24 protein-coding genes are annotated in these 22,381 nt (G+C 56.7%); 13 read left to right on the top strand and 11 right to left on the bottom strand.

What is annotated here, in order from left to right:
* Positions 1-36 precede the first annotated feature (36 nt).
* Entirely contained in the window at positions 37-1,035 is a 999-nt protein-coding gene (locus FPY71_RS10755) for a LysR substrate-binding domain-containing protein (RefSeq protein WP_149300245.1), read from the bottom strand.
* 276 nt (positions 1,036-1,311) lie between these two features.
* On the opposite strand from FPY71_RS10755, the gene FPY71_RS10750 reads away from it, so the two are divergent.
* Genes FPY71_RS10750 through FPY71_RS10740 form a run of 3 tightly spaced genes read left to right on the top strand, consistent with a single transcriptional unit; the run spans position 1,312 to position 3,956 of the window.
* Complete coding sequence (locus tag FPY71_RS10750; RefSeq protein ID WP_188052303.1) at positions 1,312-2,256, top strand: ABC transporter substrate-binding protein; 945 nt, start codon at positions 1,312-1,314, stop codon at positions 2,254-2,256.
* Between the two features lie 8 nt (positions 2,257-2,264).
* Complete coding sequence (locus tag FPY71_RS10745) at positions 2,265-3,134, top strand: amino acid ABC transporter permease (RefSeq protein ID WP_149300243.1); 870 nt, start codon at positions 2,265-2,267, stop codon at positions 3,132-3,134.
* 51 nt (positions 3,135-3,185) lie between these two features.
* Positions 3,186-3,956, top strand: coding sequence for an amino acid ABC transporter ATP-binding protein (locus tag FPY71_RS10740; protein WP_149300242.1), 771 nt, complete (start codon positions 3,186-3,188; stop codon positions 3,954-3,956).
* 5 nt (positions 3,957-3,961) lie between these two features.
* On the opposite strand, the gene FPY71_RS10735 is transcribed toward FPY71_RS10740, so the two are convergent.
* On the bottom strand, positions 3,962-4,843 hold the full coding sequence (locus FPY71_RS10735; RefSeq protein WP_149300241.1) for a LysR family transcriptional regulator ArgP: 882 nt from the start codon (positions 4,841-4,843) through the stop codon (positions 3,962-3,964).
* A gap of 86 nt (positions 4,844-4,929) precedes the next feature.
* Here FPY71_RS10735 and FPY71_RS10730 point away from each other — a divergent pair, with 86 nt between their 5' ends.
* Entirely contained in the window at positions 4,930-5,541 is a 612-nt protein-coding gene (locus tag FPY71_RS10730) for a LysE/ArgO family amino acid transporter (protein WP_149300240.1), read from the top strand.
* Here FPY71_RS10730 and FPY71_RS10725 read toward each other — a convergent pair.
* On the bottom strand, positions 5,525-6,511 hold the full coding sequence (locus FPY71_RS10725; protein ID WP_149300239.1) for an NAD(P)H-dependent flavin oxidoreductase: 987 nt from the start codon (positions 6,509-6,511) through the stop codon (positions 5,525-5,527). The two genes, FPY71_RS10730 and FPY71_RS10725, sit on opposite strands and share 17 nt — an antisense overlap.
* A 185-nt stretch (positions 6,512-6,696) precedes the next feature.
* On the opposite strand from FPY71_RS10725, the gene FPY71_RS18505 reads away from it, so the two are divergent.
* The 4 genes from FPY71_RS18505 (at position 6,697) to FPY71_RS10705 (ending at position 9,753) form a co-directional block, all read left to right on the top strand.
* On the top strand, positions 6,697-7,701 hold the full coding sequence (locus FPY71_RS18505; protein WP_188052302.1) for a hypothetical protein: 1,005 nt from the start codon (positions 6,697-6,699) through the stop codon (positions 7,699-7,701).
* A 42-nt stretch (positions 7,702-7,743) separates the two neighbouring features.
* Positions 7,744-8,571 (top strand): putative quorum-sensing-regulated virulence factor, encoded by an 828-nt coding sequence (locus tag FPY71_RS10715; RefSeq protein WP_149300238.1) that lies wholly within the window; start codon positions 7,744-7,746, stop codon positions 8,569-8,571.
* Positions 8,572-8,638: 67 nt separating this feature from the next.
* Entirely contained in the window at positions 8,639-8,908 is a 270-nt protein-coding gene (locus FPY71_RS10710) for a DUF6460 domain-containing protein (protein ID WP_149300237.1), read from the top strand.
* Positions 8,908-9,753 carry a DMT family transporter gene (locus FPY71_RS10705; protein ID WP_149300236.1) on the top strand — a complete coding sequence of 282 codons (846 nt, stop codon included), beginning with the start codon at positions 8,908-8,910 and terminating at the stop codon, positions 9,751-9,753. Before FPY71_RS10710 ends, FPY71_RS10705 begins: the two co-directional genes overlap by 1 nt.
* Positions 9,754-9,846: 93 nt before the next feature.
* Here FPY71_RS10705 and FPY71_RS10700 read toward each other — a convergent pair whose 3' ends face one another.
* Both FPY71_RS10700 and FPY71_RS10695 read right to left on the bottom strand, forming a co-directional pair.
* Positions 9,847-10,950, bottom strand: coding sequence for a quinone-dependent dihydroorotate dehydrogenase (locus tag FPY71_RS10700; protein WP_149300235.1), 1,104 nt, complete (start codon positions 10,948-10,950; stop codon positions 9,847-9,849).
* Positions 10,947-11,300 carry a DUF952 domain-containing protein gene (locus FPY71_RS10695; protein ID WP_149300234.1) on the bottom strand — a complete coding sequence of 118 codons (354 nt, stop codon included), beginning with the start codon at positions 11,298-11,300 and terminating at the stop codon, positions 10,947-10,949. The genes FPY71_RS10700 and FPY71_RS10695 overlap by 4 nt, the downstream gene beginning before the upstream one ends.
* A 206-nt stretch (positions 11,301-11,506) precedes the next feature.
* Here FPY71_RS10695 and mscL point away from each other — a divergent pair, with 206 nt between their 5' ends.
* The 3 genes from mscL (at position 11,507) to FPY71_RS10680 (ending at position 14,378) form a co-directional block, all read left to right on the top strand.
* Positions 11,507-11,977 (top strand): large conductance mechanosensitive channel protein MscL, encoded by a 471-nt coding sequence (mscL, locus tag FPY71_RS10690; RefSeq protein ID WP_149300233.1) that lies wholly within the window; start codon positions 11,507-11,509, stop codon positions 11,975-11,977.
* An 83-nt stretch (positions 11,978-12,060) separates the two neighbouring features.
* Positions 12,061-13,230, top strand: coding sequence for a pyridoxal phosphate-dependent aminotransferase (locus tag FPY71_RS10685; protein ID WP_149300232.1), 1,170 nt, complete (start codon positions 12,061-12,063; stop codon positions 13,228-13,230).
* Positions 13,227-14,378 (top strand): AbrB family transcriptional regulator, encoded by a 1,152-nt coding sequence (locus FPY71_RS10680; RefSeq protein WP_246160347.1) that lies wholly within the window; start codon positions 13,227-13,229, stop codon positions 14,376-14,378. The genes FPY71_RS10685 and FPY71_RS10680 overlap by 4 nt, the downstream gene beginning before the upstream one ends.
* Before the next feature lie 111 nt (positions 14,379-14,489).
* Here FPY71_RS10680 and hemA read toward each other — a convergent pair whose 3' ends face one another.
* From hemA to FPY71_RS10665, 3 genes are all read right to left on the bottom strand, one after another.
* Positions 14,490-15,770, bottom strand: coding sequence for a 5-aminolevulinate synthase (gene hemA, locus FPY71_RS10675; RefSeq protein WP_149300230.1), 1,281 nt, complete (start codon positions 15,768-15,770; stop codon positions 14,490-14,492).
* A gap of 113 nt (positions 15,771-15,883) precedes the next feature.
* Positions 15,884-16,072, bottom strand: a complete 189-nt coding sequence (locus FPY71_RS10670) for a hypothetical protein (RefSeq protein WP_149300229.1) — start codon at positions 16,070-16,072, stop codon at positions 15,884-15,886.
* Positions 16,059-17,018: an NAD-dependent epimerase/dehydratase family protein gene (locus FPY71_RS10665; RefSeq protein ID WP_149300228.1), complete on the bottom strand. Its 960-nt coding sequence runs from the start codon at positions 17,016-17,018 to the stop codon at positions 16,059-16,061. The genes FPY71_RS10670 and FPY71_RS10665 overlap by 14 nt, the downstream gene beginning before the upstream one ends.
* An 85-nt stretch (positions 17,019-17,103) precedes the next feature.
* Here FPY71_RS10665 and FPY71_RS10660 point away from each other — a divergent pair, with 85 nt between their 5' ends.
* Both FPY71_RS10660 and FPY71_RS10655 read left to right on the top strand, forming a co-directional pair.
* The gene (locus FPY71_RS10660) at positions 17,104-17,655 is read left to right on the top strand and encodes a sugar transferase (RefSeq protein ID WP_149300227.1); all 552 of its coding nucleotides are present in this window, start codon (positions 17,104-17,106) and stop codon (positions 17,653-17,655) included.
* 57 nt (positions 17,656-17,712) lie between these two features.
* Positions 17,713-19,035, top strand: a complete 1,323-nt coding sequence (locus FPY71_RS10655) for an NAD(P)H-dependent oxidoreductase (RefSeq protein WP_149300226.1) — start codon at positions 17,713-17,715, stop codon at positions 19,033-19,035.
* Positions 19,036-19,044: 9 nt separating this feature from the next.
* On the opposite strand, the gene FPY71_RS10650 is transcribed toward FPY71_RS10655, so the two are convergent.
* Genes FPY71_RS10650 through FPY71_RS10640 form a run of 3 tightly spaced genes read right to left on the bottom strand, consistent with a single transcriptional unit; the run spans position 19,045 to position 22,265 of the window.
* The gene (locus FPY71_RS10650) at positions 19,045-19,845 is read right to left on the bottom strand and encodes an ABC transporter permease (RefSeq protein WP_149300225.1); all 801 of its coding nucleotides are present in this window, start codon (positions 19,843-19,845) and stop codon (positions 19,045-19,047) included.
* Complete coding sequence (locus tag FPY71_RS10645; RefSeq protein ID WP_149300224.1) at positions 19,842-20,777, bottom strand: ABC transporter permease; 936 nt, start codon at positions 20,775-20,777, stop codon at positions 19,842-19,844. Before FPY71_RS10645 ends, FPY71_RS10650 begins: the two co-directional genes overlap by 4 nt.
* A complete protein-coding gene (locus FPY71_RS10640; RefSeq protein ID WP_149300223.1) occupies positions 20,778-22,265 on the bottom strand; it encodes an ABC transporter substrate-binding protein in 1,488 nt (495 codons plus the stop codon).
* Positions 22,266-22,381 lie beyond the last annotated feature (116 nt).

Below are 22,381 nucleotides of genomic sequence, written 5' to 3'. Positions count from 1 at the left end.
TCTTTCGAATTGAAGCATTTTCCGGGTGGCGAAGCTTTATCCCTGGCGAATTCGGGTACCCTGGGGCCTGGATTTTCTGGGTGGCGGCGGTTCGCTGAATTGCGATCGCCGCAAGGTGCGCCGTGCCAGACTTTGGGGCTCTGCCCGAGAACCACTTTCATCCAGTTGGGCGAACAGCCAGTCAATGAACACGGTGACTATGGGTGTGGCACGAACATCGTTGGAGCACGCGACATAGAAGGCATCGGCAGCGGGCACGGAAAGGTTGAACGGTGCAATGAGCTGCCCTTTGGCGAGCAGGCTGGCAGCCGTCAGCGTGTCACCCAACGCCACACCATGCCCGTGCATGGCGGCATCTATTCCCAGCCGTGCATCGGAATAGTGGTGTTGAGGTCCTCTGGGCAGGTCCAGCGCGTCGGCTGCTGCCAGCCAGGTTTGCCATTCGCGCCCGTCATCGGTGTGCAACATCACATGCCCGCTCAAGTCCCGAACGGAGCGGATGGGATTTGTGTTCATTCGGGTCGAGCTGACAATCGGAAACAGCTCAAGGTCTGACCAGCGTCGGATCCAGCAGTCTGGCCAGTTGCCGTCTCCGTAGAGAATGGCAATGTCATTGTTCTTGTCTCGCAGGTTCTGAATGTCGTTCGACGCGTTAAATCGCAGCCGAATGTCCGGATACTGGGCGGTGAAGCTCGAAAGGCGCGGAATCACCCAGAAAGACAGAAGGGCAGGCGCGCAGGAAATTGTCAGTGACCCAGCGCTGGTGGGACGTTTCATCTTTTCTGCGGCAGCAGCAATTGTTTCAAATGCTGCTGAAATAGCCGGAAGCAATTCCGCCCCATGAGCTGTCAGCCGAAGGCGATGTGAGCTCCTGTCCAGAAGCTGAACCTGCATCGTGGCTTCTAAAGCCTTGATTTGGTGGCTGATAGCGCCGTGGGTCACGTTCAGTTCGTGGGCCGCACGCGTGAGCGAATGGTTGCGTCCAGCGGCTTCAAACGCGCGGAGGGGATTCAATGGAGGAAGGCGTTTGGCCACAGGTGACTCGAATATGTGAGAAAAAATCACATTCAGAGCTACAACAATCTCAATTGAATTTTCAATCCCCTTGTCGCAACATGGTCATGAAACGGCTGTTTCCTGTAGGTTTCAGGGGATTGGAAGAGTGCAGTGCCGGGCAGACGAAGTGTGGATGCCTGTGATAAGGGCATTGACGCAAATTCATCCTGACCGCCGTGAAGCTCTGGTTCCTCTGGCATGCAGGCGATGAAATTTCCCATGGAAGAGCAACCACTTGCTGACAGGAGCTGCAGCGTGACCGTACTGAATTTGACATGGCAGGGATTTTTGACGGCGACCCGTACCACCGGTGTTGCGGCGGTTCTGGCTTTGGGCGTTGCAAGCGGCGCAATCGTTTCGTCGGCGCTTGCAACACAGGCTGATGAACCGTGGATGGCAAAGGTCACAGTGGATGAGGAGGCTGTCAGCCTGCTTCCAGAAAATATTCAGAACAGCAAAAAGCTGGTGAACGGCCTGAATGCAGCGTTTCCGCCATTTGAGTATTTCGATGAGGATGGCACGACCATCATCGGCATGGATGTTGATCTGGCCAAGGCAATGGCCGCCACGCTGGGTGTAGACATGGAAATCGTCCATGCCAGCTTTCCCACGCTGATCCCTGGTCTGACCTCGGGCCGCTACGACATTCTGTTTTCATCTTTCGGCAACACGGTCGAGCGTGAGAAGGTGATGGACTTTGTCAATTACCGCACCACTGGCACGTATCTGATCTCAAAAAAGGGCAACCCTTCAGGTTTGAAGTCAGCCGAACTGTGCGGCGAGAAAATTGCTGTTGTGGGTGGCAGCACGCAGATGGAACTGGTGGTTCCCAAGCTGGATGAACAATGCGCGGCAGATGGTAAACCGGCGATCGACATTGTGCGCTTCCCCGAATCTTCCGACGCACCTGCCGCAGTGAATTCCGGCCGGGCCGATGGCGCGCTGATTCCATCACCACAGGCATTGTATCTGGTTTCCATGCAGCCAGATGCGTTTGAAATTCCGGACAGCGAGCAGATAGGGCAGAGCTATTCCGGCATTACTGTGCCAAAAGGCAGCCCACTGGTTGCTCCGCTTGAGCGCGCCTTGAACACTTTGATTGAGAACGGCGTCTATGGTGACATTCTGGAAAAGTGGAATATGACGTCCCTTGCGGTGCCGGAGGCTGTCATCAATGGCGCCGCAGAGCGCGCTAAATAGGCATCAACATGGCCATGCATGAAACAGGTGGCGGCTTCGTTCCGCTTGCGGCGGAACGAATAGCAGTCCGCAAACTACGGCGGCCAGGACGCTGGATTTTCGGCATCCTGATTGCCGTTGGCCTGGTGCTGCTTGCCCAGTCTCTGGTCACCAATCCGGGTTACCAATGGGATGTCGTCGCAAAATATTTCACGGCTCCCAGCATTCTGCGTGGCCTTGCGCTGACATTGACGTTAACCGCTGTTGCAATGGTTCTGGGCATTTTGCTGGGCATCCTGCTGGCGGTCATGCGGCTGTCGGACAACCCGCTGGCGCGCGGAGCCAGCACCGCCTTCATAACGGTCATTCGTGGCACGCCACTTCTGGTCCAATTGTTCCTTTGCTACAATATCGCTGCCTTGTACCCTGTGTTTTCACTGGGCATTCCGTTCGGGCCGCAATTGTTTGAAGTCAGCATGAACAGCGTCATGACGCCGGTTGTAGCGGCAATCCTTGCGCTGAGCCTGAATGAGGGTGCCTATATGGCAGAAATCATTCGGGCAGGGCTGCAATCGGTCGACAAGGGGCAGATCGAGGCTGCCAAGGCCATTGGCCTTTCGCCCCGGAAGACGTTTTACCGCATCGTCATGCCACAGGTGATGAAGCTGGTTATTCCGCCAACCGGCAACCAGTTGATCGGCATGCTCAAGATGACGTCCATTGTCAGCATTATCGGCTTGTCAGACCTGTTGTACTCTTCACAGACAATCTATCTGCGAACCTATGAGGTTATACCGCTGCTGCTTGTTGCCAGTATCTGGTACTTCATCGTCACGTCCATTCTGTCGCTGATCCAATCGCGGATAGAAAAGAAGCTGGGCAAGGGTGTAGCTGCCTGAAGGCGATATTTCGTCGTGTTCCGGCTTTTCAACTGCCACCAAAGGTAAAACATGCCGAATGATGTTCTGGTCGAAATCAAAGGCCTGCAAAAACATTTCCAGTCATTTCTTGCGCTGGCCGGAGTTGACCTGACCATCCGAAAAGGTGAGGTTTTGTGCGTTATCGGGCCTTCCGGTTCCGGAAAATCCACGCTTCTGCGTTGCATCAATAATCTGGAAACCTATGATGGCGGGCGGCTATATGTTGAAGGCGACCTGATAGGCTACCGGGAGAAGAACGGTGCCTTATGGGAAATGCCGGAAGGGGCGATTGCCAGACAGCGACGCAGCATTGGCATGGTTTTTCAGCGGTTCAACCTGTTCCGCCATAAAACAGCGCTTCAGAATATCACCGAAGGGCCAATTCATGTGAATGGCATTTCTCCGAAAAAGGCACGGGAAGAGGCGCTGCTTCTGCTGCGGCGTGTGGGGCTGGAGGATCGGGCGGACTCATATCCTGATAATATGTCCACCGGACAGCAGCAGCGTGTGGCGATCGCCAGGGCTTTGGCAATGAAGCCGAAGCTGATGCTGTTTGACGAACCAACCTCGGCGCTGGACCCGGAACTGGTGGGAGAGGTTTTGCAGGTGATGCGTGATCTGGCGGCAGAGGGCATGACCATGGTGGTGGTGACGCATGAAATCGGCTTTGCGCAGGAAGTGGCAGACCGCATCGCCTTTATGGATGGCGGGCGGATTGTTGAATGCGACACGCCTGAATCGCTTTTAAAAAATCCGAAAACCGAGCGGACGAGAAATTTCCTCCAGAATGTCTGGAAGTGAACGATCTATTGCACCAGAGCGGCACGCGCCGTCTCTGTCACCGCCTTCGTAAGGGGTGCAAGGGTTTTCCCGATCACGCGTGAATATTGCCAGTATAGAGGCGTGTCGAGCGGCGTGCCGGGCGGAAGTTTTTGCAGCGTCTGCGCAGCCAGATGCTCAGAGATCAACAATTCCGGGTTCATACCCCATCCAAGCCCCGCCAGGGCTCCGTCAATGAATGCATGCGATGACGGCATCCAGTGCACAGGCAGGGAAAAATGCTTGCCGGTCTGTTGCTTGATCCAACGTGACTGGAGTTCATCCTTTTTATCAAAGCAGATGGAAGGGGCGTTTTGCAATGTGCCTTCGTTGACACCGTCGGCAAACCATGTGGCAACGAATTGCGGGGTGGCGGTAGCGAAGTAACGCAGTGACCCCAAAGGCAGTATGTCACAGCCGCGCACAGCAACAGGACTTGCGGTCACGGCGGCGGCAACTTCGCCTTTGCGCAGCCAATCCGCGCTGTGGTCCTGATCATCAACTATGAGCTCGAACAACAACTCATTCGTCTGCGCCAAAGCCTTTATGAACCACGTTGCAAGGCTGTCAGCATTCACTGCTATGCGAATGGTCGGCCAAGGGCCCGCCGGTACCAGCGCGCCCAGATCGGCGCGCAAATTGTTTTCCAGAAGTCCAACATCTTCCAGATGGCGACACAGGCGGTTTCCCGCCGGTGTGGCGGTGCAGGGTTGCCCGCGAACCACCAATGACGTGCCCAGCTTCTCCTCCAGCAGTTTCACACGCTGGGAAACCGCGGAAGCTGTGATGTTCAGGCTTTGCGCGGCTTTCTCGAAACTGCCTGTGCGCACAACGGCAGCCACGGCGCTGAGATTTGCATAGTCGATCATAATTAAAAATTTTAAACTTGAATTAGAATTATGAATTTTTCTAATCATCGGTTTAGGGCTAGTCAACGGGCAATCAGGAGAGTTCGATGATTGCTGCATACACGTCCGGCCTGTTTCTCGGCTTCAGCCTTATTGTTGCGATTGGCGCACAGAATGCCTTTGTTTTGCAGCAGGGGCTTCGAGGCCATCACGTATTTGCCGTGTGCCTGACATGCGCCATATCCGATGCGCTGTTAATAGCCGCCGGCGTTTCTGGCTTTGGTCTCATTTCAACCCGCGCGCCGTGGCTGGAGCCGGTCATGCGTTATGCAGGTGCGGCATTTCTGTTTGCCTACGCGCTGCGAAACATCATTGCCGTGGTGCAGGGGCAGGGCAGTCTGAAGCCAGCAGATCAGCCAGCAGATCAGCCAGCAGCATCATTGGCGGCAACATTGGCAATCTGTCTGATGCTGACCTGGGCAAACCCGCATGTCTATCTGGATACGGTGGTGCTGCTCGGTTCAATATCCACGCAATATACCGGTTACGAGAAAGGCTTTGCACTTGGTGCCATGACCGCTTCGTTTCTGTTCTTTTTCTCACTTGGATATGGCGCACGCTTTTTGCGGCCACTGTTTGCACGGCCCATCGCCTGGCGTGTTCTGGATGTTTTGATAGCGGCAGTCATGGTGGCAATAGGCATCAGCCTGCTGGTGTGAAGGGCTGATTGCACAAATCCTGCCGCGCCTGTCTGTATTCGCTGGCTAGCCGATCAATAAAATCCGCCGCTGGTACAATGTGGTCAACAGCACCAATGCCTTGCCCTGCACCCCAGATATCTTTCCACGCTTTTGCCTGTCCCGGAGCGGTTGTTGCTGAAAAATCCATTTTGGATTTGTCAGCGTCTGGCAAATGGTCCGGGTCCATTCCGGCAGCAATTATGGAAGCGCGCAGATAATTGCCTGAAACGCCGGTGAAATAGCTGCTGTTGACAATGTCGGCGGCATGGCCGTCAACAATGGCCTGCTTATGTGCTTCCGTTGCCTGCGCCTCATCCGTAGCAATGAAGGGCGATCCGATATAGGCGCCATCCGCACCCATGGCCTGTGCTGCCAGAATGGCTTTGCCGGTGGCAATGGCACCTGAAAGAAACAGTGGCCCGGCAAACCACTCACGTATTTCCTGCACCAGTGCAAAAGGCGAAATCTGGCCAGCATGCCCGCCGGCGCCTGCGGCAACCGCTATCAGCCCATCGGCTCCCTTTTCAATAGCCTTATGCGCAAAGCGGTTATTGATCACATCATGAAGAACAATACCGCCATAGGAATGAACCGCGTCATTCACTTCCTGCACTGCCCCAAGCGACGTAATGACAATTGGCACTTTGTGCTGCACGCACATCTGCAGGTCTGCTTCCAGACGATTGTTGGAACGGTGGACAATCTGGTTGACAGCAAATGGCGCGGCCGGGCGGTCGGGGTTGCGCTGGTCGTGGCTGGCAATGCCTTCCTGCAATTCGTCCAGCCAGTCGGCCAATTGTTCGGCTGGCCGGGCGTTCAGTGCCGGAAACGCTCCGACAATGCCGGATGTGACTTGCGCAAGCACCAGAGCCGGATTGGAAATGATAAACAGCGGTGCGCCGATGACGGGGAGTCTGACGCGGCTTTTCATAATGTCTGGAAGCGGCATTATGCCATCCTTCAACTAATTTGACGTAAAGGTAAATTACAGGGGTAACAGATCGAATCTGTTTGACAAGGACAACACTCCGCCTTCATCGACGGGTGATATGCACCGCCGCAGGTTCTGGAGCCGTTGAAACGATTCCGTTGCAACGGGACATGCTGTGGCCGCCGGAAAAGGAAACAACGCAAATGCAGAATGTTCAGTCGAAACTCCGTATGCTTCCACGGCTCGGTTGCGGCGTTGCGCTCTCGCTGGCTTTGGCAATGCCTGTAAAAGCCGCAGCGCCGGAGGCCTGGGAACAGTTTCGACAAGACGTGCAGTCAGCCTGCCTTGCCGCAGGTCAGCAGCAACTGCAGGATCCGGCCATTGTGGTGGACCCGTTCGGCAGTGAAAAATACGGCCTGGCGCTGCTGACAGGGGTGGAGCAACAGGGCACGGAGCTGCGCTCGATCATTTGTGTTTATGACAAGGCTGCCAAAAGCGTTGAGCTTGGCAACCCGTTGAATACGGCAACCACCGCTGCATCTGGCCGCGAAACGGCAGAACCGGAAGTCAGCGACGGCACGGTTGGGCCGGGTGGTCCTTTTGGCGGACAATGCGGCGAAGAGTGCGAAGCGACGCTGGCACTTCTGGCAGAGGAAGACCGGGAGAAGCTGACCGATCTGCCCGAGATTATTGCGCGCACCATTGTTGAAAACCCGGAGCCGACTGGCGAGGCGAAGGTCGATAATGTACGGGAAATGGCGCTGTCACTCAGCGAGCGGGTTTCCGGTGTGCCATCCGAACAACTGCAGCGGCCGCAGGGCGCGCTTGGCGGCAAGGTTGCCTGCTCGGTTTACTTCTATGGCTTTCTGGATGAGCCGGCGAAACTGGTTGGCAATCACACATGCTCTGTAACCGAGCTTGAGGGCGGTGCGCTGCTGGTGGAGAAAAACACGGGCGAACGCTTGCGTGCCGAAATTCACCCGCTGACAGACGGGTTTTCAGCATTCATTGGCCGCAACTTTCTGGCAGATCAGAGCGAACGGGACTATGACGCCAGCAATCCTGTCAATGCGGGTAATGAAAACTTTGGCAATTCCGTTGGTTTGGCAACACAGATGGGCGGGCAGATGTATCTCTTGTCCAGCGAACAGCGCGGCCATGAAAAACCCGACGAGAGTTTCTTTTGGGTATTGGCAATTGGCGGCTGATTGCTCTTGCGTTTGCCGTGGTGAAGATTGATCTTGCGGCTGATGGACAATTTTTTCCCGCCACTGGTCGGCACGTTGCCGCTGTTTGTCGAGCCTGTTTCAACCGTCATCCGGGTTATTGACACGGAAACGGCTGGCCAGCCGCGACCGGAAGACGATGCGGTCATTGAAATCGGGTCGGTGGATCTTGATCTGGCAACGGGCCGTATATTCAACCCGATGCAGACTCTGGTGGATCCGGGTGGAATAGAGATCAGCCCGCATGCCCGCAAAATCCACCGTATCAGCGACGAAATGCTGCTGAACGCGCCGCCGTTCAAGGATGCGGCAGCGCCGTTCATTGAAGCGGCCGAAAGCTTTGCGGCTCAACGCGCAAGCTTCGACCGCTCACGGCTTCGGTTCAGCGGCCGGTGGCTTTGCACCTACAAGCTTGCCTTGCGTGCGTTTCCAAATGTGCGCTCGCATGGCCTGCAATCATTGGTCAAAAACGTGCCGCTCGACCTTTCGCATGTATCGCCATTGATGAAAAACCTGCACCCGCACCGCGCTTTGTACGATGCGCTGTGCACAGCGGTTCTATTGGCACGCATTGCAGATGTTCTGATGCCGGCCTGCTATGATGTTCAGGATTTCATCGAACGCTCGTCGCGGGTTTCAGACGAGCCGGCGCTTCTGGCGAAATTGCGGTTCGGCAAATACAAGGGAATTGCCCTTTGTGACGTGCCTATGGACTATCTTGAATGGTTGACCGGCCAGCCCAATATGGATGCGGATGTTGTTTTCACCGCCCATCACCATTTGCGCCGTCGCAGGCGGGAAATGCTGGAGCGAATGGCACGCGGCCCTGTTACTGCCCCTTTGGGGGCATAGTTGCGGTTTAGACAGTTTTGCTGAAATTTCGTAATATATGGCCGTTGAACCGGTGGGAGTTTTGTTGATGTCGGATTCCGTGTCCAATTTCCTTGGCGGTTCGCCGCTGTCCATCATCATACGTCTGGTGATCTTGTCACTGCTGGTCGGCATTCTGCTGAGCTGGCTTGATCTGAGCCCATTGGACCTGGTGGATTGGGTGGTCAATTTTGTCCAGTATCTCTGGGTGTCTGTGTTTGGTTCGCTCAATCGGGCAGTGAACTATTTTCTGATAGGCGCAATGGTCGTCGTGCCGATTTTCCTGCTGTCGCGGCTTTCGCGGATGGGCAAACGCTAATGTCGCTTTTGGTGTTCAGCGCTGTCATTCTGGCAGCGCTGTTGCACGCATTGTGGAATGCGCTGTTAAAGGCGCAGCCGGACAAATATGCTGGTGCCTTCGCGGTTTCGCTGGGCGGCGTGCCGCTGGGGCTTGCCTGTCTGGCTTATGCCGGTCTGCCTGCGGTCGAAAGCTGGCCCTATGTGGTGTCGTCGGCAATTATTCACACATTCTATTTCCTGTGCCTCCTGAACGCTTATCGCGCCGCAGATTTTACCCAGGTCTATCCGATTGCTCGGGGTGCAGCGCCGGTGTTCACAGCGTTGGCCAGCGGAGCCCTGCTGGGCGAGGTGCTTTCACCGCTTCAGGCAACCGCTGTCGCAATTATCGCCTGCGGCGTCATGAGCCTGGTTTTTGCCGGGCGCGGTGGCAAAAGCCTCAGTGCATCAGGTCTGTGCTGGGCGTTGGCCACCAGCGCAATTATTGCAACCTATTCGTTGAATGATGGGGCAGGTGCGCGGCTGGCGGGCAATAGTTTCGCGTTTTACGGCGCATCCGCCACACTGAACGCAATTCTCATGGCGATTTACTTCGCGCTCCGGCAGCCCGCAGCCTTGCGCAACTGCTTCACCGTTGGCAGGCGTTCGCTGCTGATCGGCGGGCCGGTGTCATTCATTGCCTATGCATTGGTAACATGGGCGTTTGCCCATGCTCCAATAGCCATGGTTTCCGCGCTGCGCGAGGTGTCCATCGTGTTCGCCGTGCTGATCGGGACGTTTGTCCTGCACGAAAAAATGGACTGGCGGCGTATTCTATCAAGCTTTGTAACGCTCACCGGTGTGGTGCTGATGCGGGTGGCGCGTTAAAGCATGATATGTGCAGGCGGCAGCCTTTGCCGTATCGTGCTTTACTGCGGTTAATCCGTTCGCTTTAACGAGCAACGTTCGACGCCGATCAGGTCACTCGGCGGGCGGTGGCCCGCGTTCCAGAATTTCGTCCACACGTGTATCGCGAATGCGCTGCAGGTTTGGCGCGCCGCAGCGATCAAGATAATGGATCATGCCATTCAGAATGCGCAGCGGTAACCTCGGGCCGTTGTAAACCAGTGAAGTGTAAAGCTGCACCAGATCAGCGCCAGCTTCCATTTTGGCCAGTGCAGTGCGCGCGCTTTCCACCCCGCCAGCACCAATCAACGGAAAGTCTGGTCCCATTTCCTTGCGAAATGCCGCAAGCGCAAAGCTGGAACCGGTGATGAGCGGGCGACCGGAAAGGCCGCCAGCTTCCAGTGCGTGCTCACGCCCCTCAACACCGCGCCGTGACAAAGTGGTGTTGGAAACAATCAGACCGTCCAGTTTGTATTTTTTCAACGCGCCGGAAATTGCGCTGATTTCGTCAAGTGAAAGATCCGGCGCAACTTTCAGGAAAATCGGGCAAGGCTTCAGTGCGTTCAAGGCTGCTGCACCATCGCGTGCGGCCATAACCGCGCTCAGAAGCTCCAGCAACTCATCACCCTTTTGCAGCGAGCGCAGGCCCGGGGTATTGGGTGAGGATATGTTGACGGTCATGTAGCTGGCAATCGCTGCAAAACAGTGAACGCCGGCAACGTAGTCATCAATCCGGTTGGCGCTGTCTTTGTTGGCGCCAATATTAACACCCACAATTCCGCCCTTGTGCTTTCGGCGGGTCAGTCTGGCCAGAGCTTCGGCGTGGCCTTCATTGTTGAAACCGAGACGATTGATAATCGCGCCCGATTCCGGCAGGCGAAAAATGCGTGGCTTCGGATTGCCATCCTGCGGCAACGGGGTAACCGTACCAACTTCCACAAAACCAAAGCCCAACCGCAACATGGCGTCTGGAACCTGCGCATTTTTGTCATAGCCGGCAGCCAGACCCAAAGGGTTGGGAAAGCAGATCCCTGCCAGCCTGGTTTTCAGGCGGTTGTCGAGCGGTGGTTCTGCACCGGGTACAAGGCCGGTTTGCAAAGCGCGAATGGACAAGGAGTGAGCCCGCTCCGGATCCATGCGAAACAGAAATGGTCTGGCCCAACGATAGGCAATGTTCATCGGATCGACTCCGGAATGATGTGGCGTCCGTCCGGTGTCATTGGCAGATCACTGGCGAAGATAACTGCGCCAAGATGCAACGGACCGTACAGATGAGGAAAAAGTGCGCCGCCCCTGGAAGGTTCCCACTGCAGTTTCTCTCCCAGCATACGGGGATCCACTGCCACAAGCAAAAGATCGGACTGCCCCTGAAAGTGCTTTTCGGCAGTTTCCCGAAGCTGCTGGCTGGTGGAAAAATGGATGAAGCCATCCTGAACATCGACAGGGGAGCCATCAAACTGCCCGGCTGCCTCGGCTTGCAGCCAAAGCGCGGCGGGAACAATTTTATAAATGGGGTCGTGTCGGTTCATCTTGTGTCCCGGTGGAAAGGGCGAGTGGACGCACTGTTTAGCTGCGAACAAACCCGCGTTCTATCTCATCTTTTCTATGGTTCAAAGAGACGAAGATGCAATGCTGCTATACACAATTTGCCGTTGCGGTCAGAGTTGTGGCAGAACAAAGATCTTGAAAATCAAAAGCCGGTGAACGCTGGCGCCTTGTTTGAAAAGGTGTTGTGATGTTGAAAGAGTTTCGGGAATTTGCCCTCAAGGGCAATATGGTGGATCTGGCCATCGGTATCATTATTGGCGCTGCCTTCTCCGGGCTGGTCAATTCGGTCGTGGCAGACATCATCATGCCAATCATCGGTGTCATGACCGGTGGTGGGGTCGATTTTTCCAATCTTTTCATACCGCTTAGCAGCAATGTTACCGCCGCCGGCCTGACATTGGCACGCGAGCAGGGGCCAGTTCTGGCTTACGGTAACTTTCTGACTTTGTTCATAAATTTCATGATTGTTGCTTTTGTGCTGTTCATGGTTGTCAAAGCAATGAACAGGTTGAAGCGGCAGGAAGAAGCAAAGCCAGTTGAGGTTGCGGAAGTTCCACGGGAAGAAAAGCTTCTGGAAGAAATCCGCGACATTCTGGCAGTCAGCAATTCGCCGCGTCCAGGCAGTGGACCGGGACGCATTCCTGGCACAGAGTTCTGATTGGATCATGTGCGCAGTGTTGCGATTCGGGCGGCGCAGGCAGATTTGACATCCTGCGCCGCCTTTTTTGTGAGTTTGGAAGAATGAGTCTGAAATCCCATCTGCGCCCGGGTGCATTGGCGGCACCGGAAAGCGGCATTGTGTCGCTGGTCAATTATGCCAGAAACAAGCCTGGCCTGATTCCACTCTGGGTGGGTGAAGGCGACATGCCAACCCCGGCCTTTATTGCGCAAGCCGCCACGCAAAGTCTTGCGGCGGGTGAAACATTCTACACATGGCAACGCGGCCTGCCCGAACTTCGGCAGGCATTGGCAACCTATACGCAAAATCTCTACGGATTTGCCCAGACGCCGGACCGGTTTTTTGTAACGGGGTCAGGCATGCACGCCATTCATACCGTGGTGACGGCTTTGGCTGGGCAATGTGATGAGCTGGTTTATATTGGCCCACTCTGGCCCAACTTTGCCGCAGCGGCCAATCTGTCTCAGGCGCAGGCAATCGAGGTGCTGCTGGACCAGCAGGATGGCGCGTGGCACCTGGACCTTGACCGGTTGAAAGCTGCAATCAGCCCGCGCACCAAGGCAATTTTCGTCAATACGCCCAACAATCCAACTGGCTGGACAGCGGATGTGGAAACTCTGCGCGGCATTCTGGATATTGCCCGTGAGGCGGGGGTGTTCATCATTGCCGATGAAATTTATTCCCGGTTTTATTATGCGGGCGGGCGGGCGCCATCATTTCACGACGTCATGACGGTGGATGACGCTGTCATATTTGTAAATTCCTTCTCGAAAAACTGGGCGATGACCGGTTGGCGGGTGGGGTGGATCGAGGCGCCCGCGGAATTTGGCGACTTGATTGAAAATCTGGTGCAATATTCAACGTCCGGCGTTGCCGCTTTCATGCAGCGCGCCGCCACGGCTGCTTTGGAGGAAGGTGAAGTCTTTCTGAAATCGCAGATTGAACGTGCGACGAAAGCCAGAGCAATTTTCTGCGAGGCACTGCTGGCGACCAATCGCGTGCAACTGGCAATGCCCTCCGGCGCGTTTTATGCCTTTTTCGCAATTGACGGGGTTCAGAATGCGCGCGCGGCTGCGATGCGCATTGTGGATGAGGCAAATGTTGGCCTTGCACCGGGTGGCGCATTTGGCAACAGCGCGCCCAACTATATGCGGGCATGTTTTCATCGCCGCCTGGACGAGGTGGAAGAGGCAGCAGACCGTCTGACAGGCTGGATCAGGCGCGCATTGTGACTTCATTGCTGCATATCAACAAACTGACCCTGGCGCGGGCGAGGCAAGTCGCTTTGACCATGCTGATCGGGGCATGTGGCGGTCTGATTGTAGATTATCTCGGACTGCCGGCAAGCTGGTTGCTTGGTTCGCTTCTGGCTACGCTTCTGGCTTTTGCGCTTGGTTTCAGGCCGCGCGTGCCCAACTGGCTTCGCGATACAACCTTTTTCATTCTGGGCATTCAGGCCGGGTCCGGGGTTACGCCAGAGGCTGTCAGCCAGATTGGTCTCTGGCCGCTTTCTTTCGCCATTCAAATGGGTGGCGTGGTTCTCGTTGTCATTGCCACCAAACTGTTTCTGGAAAAAGTTCTTGGCTGGGATCGGGAAACGGCCTTGTTCTCGTCACTGCCCGGAGCCCTGTCATTTGTGCTGGCAGCCGCATCGGAAACCCGGGCTGATATAACCCGTGTCACCATTCTTCAGACCGTCAGGCTGTTTTTTCTGATTGCCGTTCTGGTTCCTCTGCTGGGTTGGCTGGAGGGCGAAACGCCTGCCGGAGAGGGGTGGGTGGTGCACACCGGCACCCCGCTGGATTATGTGATGATGGCAGGCATCTGCGCCATTTGCTCGTTCATCGGCATTAAATCCCGCGTGCCCGGTGGTTTGATACTGGGTGCGCTGTTCGGCAGCGCCGTATTGCACGGCTCTGATTTGATCAATGTCGGAGTGCCGGCCTTTCTCGCCGTACCTAGCCTGGTCTGTATCGGCGCGCTGATTGGCTCACGCCTGAAGATGGAAGACAGATCTGCACTTGTGCAACTGCTTCCGGCGGCGGTGGGAGCTTTCGTCATCGGGCTGGCAATGTCAGCACTCGCCGGACTTGTGGCCGTCTGGGCCTTGGAACTGGATGTCGGCCGTGTTGCTCTGGCCTATGCACCCGGCGCGCTGGAGGCGCTGACTGTGCTGGCGTTCCAGTTCAATATTGATCCGGCCTATGTGGCTTCGCACCACATGGTGCGGTTTATCGCCATTGCGCTTCTGGTGCCGATTTTGGCAAAACGGCTGCCGCGCCGCGATACCACAGAGCAGGATACTGCGCAGTTAAATGCTGCGCAGTCGGATATGCCGTTTGATACTGAAGCAACTGGCCGGGACGACACACGGAACTGACTGTTCTGGACAATCCCTGATTGCCCAAACGGTCTGGCTCTCTGTCTGGTCACATGTTCTTCCGCTGAAACGAAACCGTTTCAACGAGAAGCCAGTCCGCGCTATGCAGGCTCAGCCGCCCGCTTTGGAAACGACCAGCGGCGTAGCAAAATTGCTTTCGGCACTGGTTTCCTGCCGCGTGCTTGCAAAGGCAATACCCACACTCTGCCAGGTTTCAACCAGCGCATCGCGCAGGCGCTCAATCAACGCATCGTCATGCAGTGGTGTCGGCGTTATACGCAGACGTTCCGTACCGCGCGGCACCGTCGGGTAATTGATTGGTTGAATGTAGATGCCATGCTTTTCCAGAAGGTGGTCAGACGCTCTTTTGCAGAGGTCAGCGTCGCCCACCAGCACAGGAACGATGTGCGTTTCAGAGGCCATGACCGGCAGATCAGCCTGTGCCAGAACCGCTTTGGTTTGCGCTGCTTGCCGCTGCTGGCCCTGCCGTTCAACCTGGGATTGCTTGAGGTGGCGGATGGAAGCCGTGGCTGCTGCGGCCAATGCAGGCGGCAATGCAGTGGTGAATATAAAGCCGGGTGCATAGGACCGCACTGCGTCGATAACTGCGCGTGATCCGGTAATGTAACCACCCAGCACGCCAATGGCTTTTGCCAGTGTGCCTTCAATCACGTCAACCCGGTGTGCAAGACCCTCCCGCTCGCAAATTCCGCCCCCTCGCGGGCCGTACATGCCAACGGAATGCACTTCATCAATATAGGTCATGGCGTTGTAGCGTTCAGCCAGATCGCAGATTGCCGCTACCGGGGCAATGTCGCCGTCCATGGAATAGACGCTTTCAAACACAATCAGCTTGGGACGGGCAGGGTCGGCAGCTTTTAAAAGTTCTTCCAGATGCGCCACGTCATTATGCCGGAAAATCTGTTTCCGGCCACCAGCCTTGCGCACACCTTCAATCATTGAAGCGTGGTTCAGTTCATCAGACAGGATAAGGCAGTCTGGCAAAAGGCGCGCGATGGTGGAAATCGACGCCTCATTGGAAACATAGCCGGAGGTGAAAACCAGCGCCGCTTCCTTGCCATGCAGATCTGCCAGCTCCTGCTCCAGTTCCACCAGCGGATGTGTGGTGCCGGAAATGTTGCGTGTGCCACCTGCGCCGGTGCCCATGGATGTCGCCGTCTGCTGCATTGCGGCCACAACTTTTTCGTGCTGGCCCATGCCCAGATAGTCATTGGAGCACCAGACGGTAATCTCCACCGCACTGCCGTCATGCCGCCATATGGCTTGCGGAAACCGGCCGGCTATGCGCTCAAGGTCGGCAAACACCCGGTAACGCTTCTCTGTGTGGAGAGCGTCAATCGCGGAAGTGAAGTGGCTCTGATAGTCGAACATCCGAAACTCCTTCGTAAGAAGGGTTCTAAGATTGTCGAGACGCCAAGTCCATGCGTTGAATCAATGAATTTTCCGAAAAATGCTTTTTTTGATGCAAGTTGGCTGATTCGTGATCAGCCGTTCTCCTCGGGCGAATCCTGAGGTTCGCCCTCTGGCGCGTCTTCGCCATCATCAGTCTGGTCCATCAGGGATTTTCGGGCTTTTGACTGAACTTTGCGGCGTTTCAGATTGTCTTTGAGCACCTGCTCCAGACGCTTCTGACGCTGCACTTTGGCGGGGTATATCGGCTTATGATCGCTCATTGTTGCTCGCTCCCGGCTTGTTGTATTGCATCAGTGCCTCAGCGGTGGAAAGCCGTGGTCGCCAACCAATGCGCGAGCGTATACGCGATGTGTCGATGACAAAGGTGGAAAAAAGCCGGTCTGCCGTTGCGCCACGCCCGATCATTCGAGCCATCAGCTTCAACAACGCCACCGGCATGGAAAACATGCCCGGGCCTCGGCCACGTGCCGCGCGAACAGGGGCCACCAGTTCCGCAAGTGTCACCGGATCTCTGTCGGCGACAAGAAATGTGCGGCCCGCTGCGCCGGGATGAGTCAGGCAGCTGACAAACGCGTCCACTGCATTGTCCAGCGCCAGCACGCTGCGGCGGTTGGTGGCGCTGCGAAACGGCAAGGGCATTCGGCTTTTGGCCAGCCGTTCCAGCATGGAAATGGCGCCCCGGCCACCTGGCCCGTAAACTGCCGGTAGCCGCAAAATGGTAAATTCGGTGCTGCTGTCTTCCAGCTCTGCGCGCAAACGTCGCTCGGCTTCCAGCTTGGATGCGGCATAGAAATCCACCGGTGCGGGCTTGTCATCCTCAATGATCGGCTTGCCGTCAAACATCGAGTGAATATTGGCAGAGCTGGCAAATATCAGCCGACGAGCGCCTTTGCCGGCAGATATGCGGGCAAGGGCGGCGGTTCCTTCCGCATTGGCGCGCATCAGTGCCAGCGAATCATCCATGGCCGGGTCGCCCCGCTCCGGGTTCAGGCCGCCAAGATGCACCACGGCGTCCACTCGGGCCGGCCAGTCGTCGCGACGCTTCAAGGTTGAAAGGTCGCGCGGCACGCGCAACACATCAACGCGTGGGTCGGCGTCCGCGCTGTCTTCCCGCAGAAGAACAATCACGTCATGCCCGTCGTCCAGCAGCCGCTGCACGAGTTTGCGTCCTATAAAGCCAGTCGATCCGGAAACGAGGATACGCATAAGATTATCTGCACAATTCTAGAATCTGTAGAACGATTTTATTCTTCCTTGCCCAATTCGCAGCTTTGCGGCAATCGCTAGCAGTATGAAACGTATTTTTGACATCGTATCGAGCTTTTTCGGTCTCATGGCGTTCGGCTGGCTCATTCTGCTGCTGACTGTTGCTATTGCGCGCGACAGTCCGGGGCCGGGCCTGTTCGCTCAGAAGCGGGTTGGCAAGGGTGAGCGCGTGTTTGTTTGCTACAAGCTGCGCACAATGGCCAGTGACACGGTGTCAGCCGCTTCGCATGAAACGCCGCGATCAGCCGTCACCCGGCTGGGTGCGGTGCTTCGGCGCTGGAAACTGGATGAACTGCCACAGCTCTGGAATGTGCTGAAGGGCGACATGAGCTTTGTTGGCCCCAGGCCCTGCCTGCCAATGCAGGAAATGTTGATTGAAGAGCGGCGCAAACGCGGCGTCTTTGCACTCAGGCCGGGGATAACCGGGCTGGCGCAGGTGCAGGGGGTGGATATGTCGGAACCGGAGCGTCTGGCGACAATAGATGCCGCCTATGCTGCGCGCCGCACTATCTGGCTCGACCTCAAGTTGATTTTGCAAACAATGACAGGGCGTGGTCGCGGTGATCGGGTGGCCTAGATAAACCCTATAGTCTTTGCGCCATTTTCGAATCGCACCATTCATCAGGACATGCATATGACACGCATTGACCACATCGGGTTCGCTGCCGAGCTTGCCGCCTTTGCACAGCTGCATGGCCCGATAACCATTGGCCTTGCCGGGGCCGGGCAGATGGGCACTGATATTGTGGTGCAGGCTGCGCTGATGGCCGGGGTGCGTATTGGTGCCATTGGCGCAAGCCGCCCGACCCGCCCGTTCGAAGCTATTGAGATGGCGCGCCACCCGCGGGATACGGGCGTAGTTGCAAATAATGAAACGGCAATCGACCGGGCGATCGAGGCGGGGCGCATCGCCATCACCGATGATTTGACGGCGCTGACCCGGGCCGGACGAATTGACGTCGTGGTGGATGCTACGGGCAGTCCGGAAATCGGCACTTTGCTGGCGCTGGAATCCATTCGTAATGGCAAGCACATTGTGATGCTCAATGTCGAAGCCGACATTACGGTGGGCCGCTATCTGGCAGCGGAAGCCCGCGGGGCAGGGGTGGTCTACACCGGTTCGGCGGGGGATGAACCGGCGGCGACACTGGAGTTGATTTCCTTTGCGCAATCCCTGGGCATGGAAGTTGTTTCAGCCGGCAAAGGCAAAAACAATGCGCTCGATTTCAACGCTGTGCCTGCTGATTTCGAAGCGGAAGCCAATGCGCGCAATATGAATGCGCGAATTCTGGTCGAATTTGTCGACGGCTCCAAAACCATGGTGGAAATGACCGCCATTGCCAATTGCACCGGCCTGGTTCCCGATGTTCCCGGCATGCATGGTCCCGCGGCCACGCTGGATAATCTGGCGCAGATACTCTGCACGCAGGAAGATGGCGGTCTTCTGTCTGCTTCCGGCAGGGTGGATTATACGATTGGCAAGGGCGTGGCGCCGGGAGTGTTCTGCATTGTCAAACCACGGCATGAGCGAGCGGTAGAGCGGATGGCTGACTTGAAGGTTGGGCCCGGACCATGTTTTGCACTGACCCGGCCATTTCACCTGACGAGTCTTGAAACGCCCCTTTCCGCAGTGCGCGCGGTTATGCACCGCAAGCCGGATATGCTGCCGTTGGACAGGCCAGTGGCTGAATGCGGCGCAGTTGCCAAACGCAATCTGGCAGTGGGCGAAATTCTGGGCCGTATTGGTACGGAAGACTATCGCGGCTTTGCCATGACATGGCATGAGGGGCGGGCAAAACACGCCTTGCCACTGGGCCTTGCAGAAGGGTCCAGGGTGGTAAAGCCCGTGCGCGCCGGGGACCTGCTGACGCATGACAATTGCGCGCCAGATCAAAGGTTGAATGTGACACGCATTCGCGCGCGGCTGGATGCAGCAGACGCAGTATTTCTGACGTAGTTTTTCGGGCTAGCTTTTGCGCGGGTCCAGCTTGCGGCGCAGCCCATCGCCAAACAGATTGGCAGCCAGCACAGTGGTGGCAATTGCCAGCCCCGGCGCCAGCGCCAGCCATGGCGCGGACAGAAGATAGGTTTGGGATTCGGCCAGCATGCGCCCCCATGACGGGGCGGGCGGTGCCGCGCCAAAGCCCAGAAAGCCCAGTCCGGCTTCTGTCAGAATGGCCAGTCCGAACTGAATTGAAACCTGCACGCTTAACAGGCCAATGATGTTGGGCAGAACATGCCGCGTCATGATCTGGCGCTGGCTGGCGCCAAGCGCGCGTGCCGCCCTGGCATAGTCGCTGGCCAAAGCGGTGCGGGCGCTGGCGCGTGTTAATCTGGCGAACACCGGAATGATAAACAGAGCAATGGCCAGGATGGCATTCACTCTGCCAAAGCCAAGCGCCAGCGCCAGCATCATGGCGGACAGCAAAGGCGGAAAGGCAAAGAGCACGTCAAGACAGCGCATGAGACATGCCTGCACCACACCGGAGCTTGCGGCGCTGTAAAGCCCGGCAACAATTCCCGCAAAGGCGCCGAGCGCCGTGGCCAGAACGGCAACAAACAGCGAGTTTCCAGCGCCTAGCATCACGAGGGACGCAACATCGCGCCCCAATTGGTCAGTGCCTAAAATCGCTATGGATGAGGGTGGTGTCAGCCGCATCGCAATGTTCATGCGCAGCGGCTCACTCACGGGCGTCCAGAAAAACGACAGGACCGCCAATGCAGCAATCAGCGCCAGTAAAACACTGCCAAAGGTCAGCCGTGTCATTGGCGCAGCCGTGGATCAATGAGCAAGGCTGCCAGATCGACAAGAAAATTGACGAGAATGACAAGGCTGGCAAATATCAGAATACAGGCTTGCAGCACTGGAATGTCGCGCTGCGCCAGCGCTTGAAAAGCCAGTTGTCCCAATCCGGGCAAAACAAAAACATTTTCCACCAGAATGGCCCCGGCCACCAGAAACGAAAACTGCAGCCCGATGATGGTCAGAACAGGCACCAGAGCATGGCCCGCAGCATGGCGCACCAGAATTGCTGTTTCACCCAACCCCTTGGCTCGCGCTGTGCGAATATAGTCTCCGGCAAGAATTTCCAGAAAAGCCGCTCTGGTAACGCGCACCAGAACAGCGGCCTGCGGCAGGGCCAGCGCGGTTGCGGGTAAAATCAGTGCAGCAAAGGCAGAATAGAGCCCGGCCTCCCAGCCGGGAAATCCACCGGAGGGCAGGCCACCAGTGCGGGTAAACAGCAATATGAGCAGAAGGCCAATGAAGAAATTCGGCAGTGCGATGCCCAATTGCGCCAGCAGTGTTGCGCCGCCTTCTGCGAGCCGGCTGCCCCGCGCGGCCAGCATGCCGAGCGGCAGCGCAATGGCCATGGCAATCACCAGCGACAGACAGGCCAGAGGCAGGGTTACGGCAAGGCGCGCAGCGACCATTTGGCCAACCGGGGTATGATAGGTGATGGAGGTGCCGAAATCTCCGGTCAGCACCCCTGTCAGCCAATGGCCAAAACGCAGCCATACCGGTTGGTCCAGCCCCATTTCCTTCTGCAGCGCCACCAGTGTGTCGGGCCGCAGGGATGTGCCAAGCGCAATGGCTGCCGGGTCACCCGGCAAAACAGACAGGGCATAAAACACAAATGCGCTAACCGCCAGAAGGGTCGCAGCCATGCCCGCGATGCGCCCTACCAGCAATTTCTGCATTCAGTCGCTCCACTGAACGGCGGTCAGATCGTTGGAGGGTATTGGCTCATTATCCCACAAACCTTGCAGGCCGTTTTTCCACACGCCGAGTTTAGGCATGACAAAGAGGTAAAGGGCAGGAACATCGTTGGCCAGCTTGCGCTGCGCTTGCCCGTAAAGCTCCAGCCGGGTGGCTTCGTCGGTGGTGGTTTCCGCCTTGTTGATGATCCCGGCAAAGTCGGCATTCTCATATCCGAAGTAATAATCCGGCCGGGCATAAATGCCGATGTCCATCGGTTCGGCATGGGCAACAATGGTCATGTCAAAATCATGCCCTTGCAAAACCTCGCTCACCCATACGGCCGGAAACTCGGTCGGCACAATGGTCAGCTGAACGCCGACATCTGCCAGAAAGGCCTGCAAAATCTCTGCCGACCGGCGGGCATATGCCATTTGCGGCGTCTTGATGGTGGCATTGAACCCTTCCGGATAGCCAGCCTCTGCCAGCAAGGCGCGGGCTTTTTCCTGATCATGGCTCAACACATCTTCCAGCGATATGTAGCCAGGGTCATTGGGCGTATAGTGGCTGCCGATTGCCTGCCCGTAGCCAGACCACGCACCGGTGATCAACTCTCCCCGGTTGACCGCCAGCATCAGCGCCTGACGCACCCGCACATCGTTGAAAGGTGGATTGCGGTTGTTCATGCCCGCAACAACCTTCAGCTCGGTGTTGCCGACGGATGTTTCGAAATTCGGGTCGGTTTCCAGTTCGTAAAACAGTTCTGGCGCGGCAAATTCGGGAAAGGCATCCACCTGACCGGATTTCAGAGCTGCCAATTGTGCCTGTGGGTCATTGATGAACCGGAACGTTGCCTTTGCCAATGCCGGGTGCGTGCCCCAATATCCGTCAAATCGCTCCAGCGTTGCCCGATCCCCCTGCCGCCATTCGCCAAAGCTAAATGGGCCTGTGCCAATCGGGTTCGTCCGGTTGGCGTCAGCCGAACCCGGTTCCACCATCACCGATGCAGGCCATGCAAGCCAGTAGAGCAGATTGCCAGCCGGTTCCGACAGGCGCACGAGCAGCGTATTGTCGTCGGGCGTTTCCACCGCCTCAATGGCGGCAAAAAACTGCTTCTGCGGATTGGTGGACTGGTCGCCCCTTGCCCTATCCAACGAAAACTTGGCAGTTTGCGCATTGAAAGCCGCGCCATTGTGAAATTGAACATTGTCCTGCAGATGGAAGGTATATTGCAGCCCGTCGGCCGATATTTCCCAGCTTTTTGCCAGTTGCGGCTCGACTGCTCCCTTTTCGTCAATCCGCGTCAACCCTTGAAACAGGTTCTGCCAGACCACCTGACCAATGGCCACTGGTGCTGCGGCGGTCGGGTCCATACCAGTCGGCTCAATCGTCATGCCGATGGTAACATCGTCTCGCGGTGCGGCCAAAGCCGTGGCTGAAAGACCGACCGCCAAAGCGGCAGCCAACACAAAAGGCGCCAAACGTTGCATCGTATTTCCCCCGCAAGATTTACATTCAAGGCACCGCATCAACCTTAAATGGGTGGGCATGTTTAAACTTGTCTGCTTGACGACTTCAAGCCGGAGAAATACTTGAACGGTTGATC

The sequence above is a fragment of the Aureimonas fodinaquatilis genome, from assembly GCF_008369445.1.
In the GTDB taxonomy this organism is placed as follows: domain Bacteria; phylum Pseudomonadota; class Alphaproteobacteria; order Rhizobiales; family Rhizobiaceae; genus Aureimonas; species Aureimonas fodinaquatilis.
The sequence above is the reverse complement of the archived record's forward strand: the minus strand, read 5'-3'. Positions and strand labels throughout refer to the sequence as shown.

Coding starts and splice junctions, on each gene's coding strand:
- FPY71_RS10745 (WP_149300243.1), top strand. CDS start 2,265: ATGGCCATGCATGAAACAGGTGGCGGCTTCGTTCCGCTTGCGGCGGAA.
- FPY71_RS10740 (WP_149300242.1), top strand. CDS start 3,186: ATGCCGAATGATGTTCTGGTCGAAATCAAAGGCCTGCAAAAACATTTC.
- FPY71_RS10735 (WP_149300241.1), bottom strand. CDS start 4,843: ATGATCGACTATGCAAATCTCAGCGCCGTGGCTGCCGTTGTGCGCACA.
- FPY71_RS10730 (WP_149300240.1), top strand. CDS start 4,930: ATGATTGCTGCATACACGTCCGGCCTGTTTCTCGGCTTCAGCCTTATT.
- FPY71_RS10725 (WP_149300239.1), bottom strand. CDS start 6,511: ATGCCGCTTCCAGACATTATGAAAAGCCGCGTCAGACTCCCCGTCATC.
- FPY71_RS18505 (WP_188052302.1), top strand. CDS start 6,697: ATGCAGAATGTTCAGTCGAAACTCCGTATGCTTCCACGGCTCGGTTGC.
- FPY71_RS10715 (WP_149300238.1), top strand. CDS start 7,744: ATGGACAATTTTTTCCCGCCACTGGTCGGCACGTTGCCGCTGTTTGTC.
- FPY71_RS10710 (WP_149300237.1), top strand. CDS start 8,639: ATGTCGGATTCCGTGTCCAATTTCCTTGGCGGTTCGCCGCTGTCCATC.
- FPY71_RS10705 (WP_149300236.1), top strand. CDS start 8,908: ATGTCGCTTTTGGTGTTCAGCGCTGTCATTCTGGCAGCGCTGTTGCAC.
- FPY71_RS10700 (WP_149300235.1), bottom strand. CDS start 10,950: ATGAACATTGCCTATCGTTGGGCCAGACCATTTCTGTTTCGCATGGAT.
- FPY71_RS10695 (WP_149300234.1), bottom strand. CDS start 11,300: ATGAACCGACACGACCCCATTTATAAAATTGTTCCCGCCGCGCTTTGG.
- mscL (WP_149300233.1), top strand. CDS start 11,507: ATGTTGAAAGAGTTTCGGGAATTTGCCCTCAAGGGCAATATGGTGGAT.
- FPY71_RS10685 (WP_149300232.1), top strand. CDS start 12,061: ATGAGTCTGAAATCCCATCTGCGCCCGGGTGCATTGGCGGCACCGGAA.
- hemA (WP_149300230.1), bottom strand. CDS start 15,770: ATGTTCGACTATCAGAGCCACTTCACTTCCGCGATTGACGCTCTCCAC.
- FPY71_RS10670 (WP_149300229.1), bottom strand. CDS start 16,072: ATGAGCGATCATAAGCCGATATACCCCGCCAAAGTGCAGCGTCAGAAG.
- FPY71_RS10665 (WP_149300228.1), bottom strand. CDS start 17,018: ATGCGTATCCTCGTTTCCGGATCGACTGGCTTTATAGGACGCAAACTC.
- FPY71_RS10660 (WP_149300227.1), top strand. CDS start 17,104: ATGAAACGTATTTTTGACATCGTATCGAGCTTTTTCGGTCTCATGGCG.
- FPY71_RS10655 (WP_149300226.1), top strand. CDS start 17,713: ATGACACGCATTGACCACATCGGGTTCGCTGCCGAGCTTGCCGCCTTT.
- FPY71_RS10650 (WP_149300225.1), bottom strand. CDS start 19,845: ATGACACGGCTGACCTTTGGCAGTGTTTTACTGGCGCTGATTGCTGCA.
- FPY71_RS10645 (WP_149300224.1), bottom strand. CDS start 20,777: ATGCAGAAATTGCTGGTAGGGCGCATCGCGGGCATGGCTGCGACCCTT.
- FPY71_RS10640 (WP_149300223.1), bottom strand. CDS start 22,265: ATGCAACGTTTGGCGCCTTTTGTGTTGGCTGCCGCTTTGGCGGTCGGT.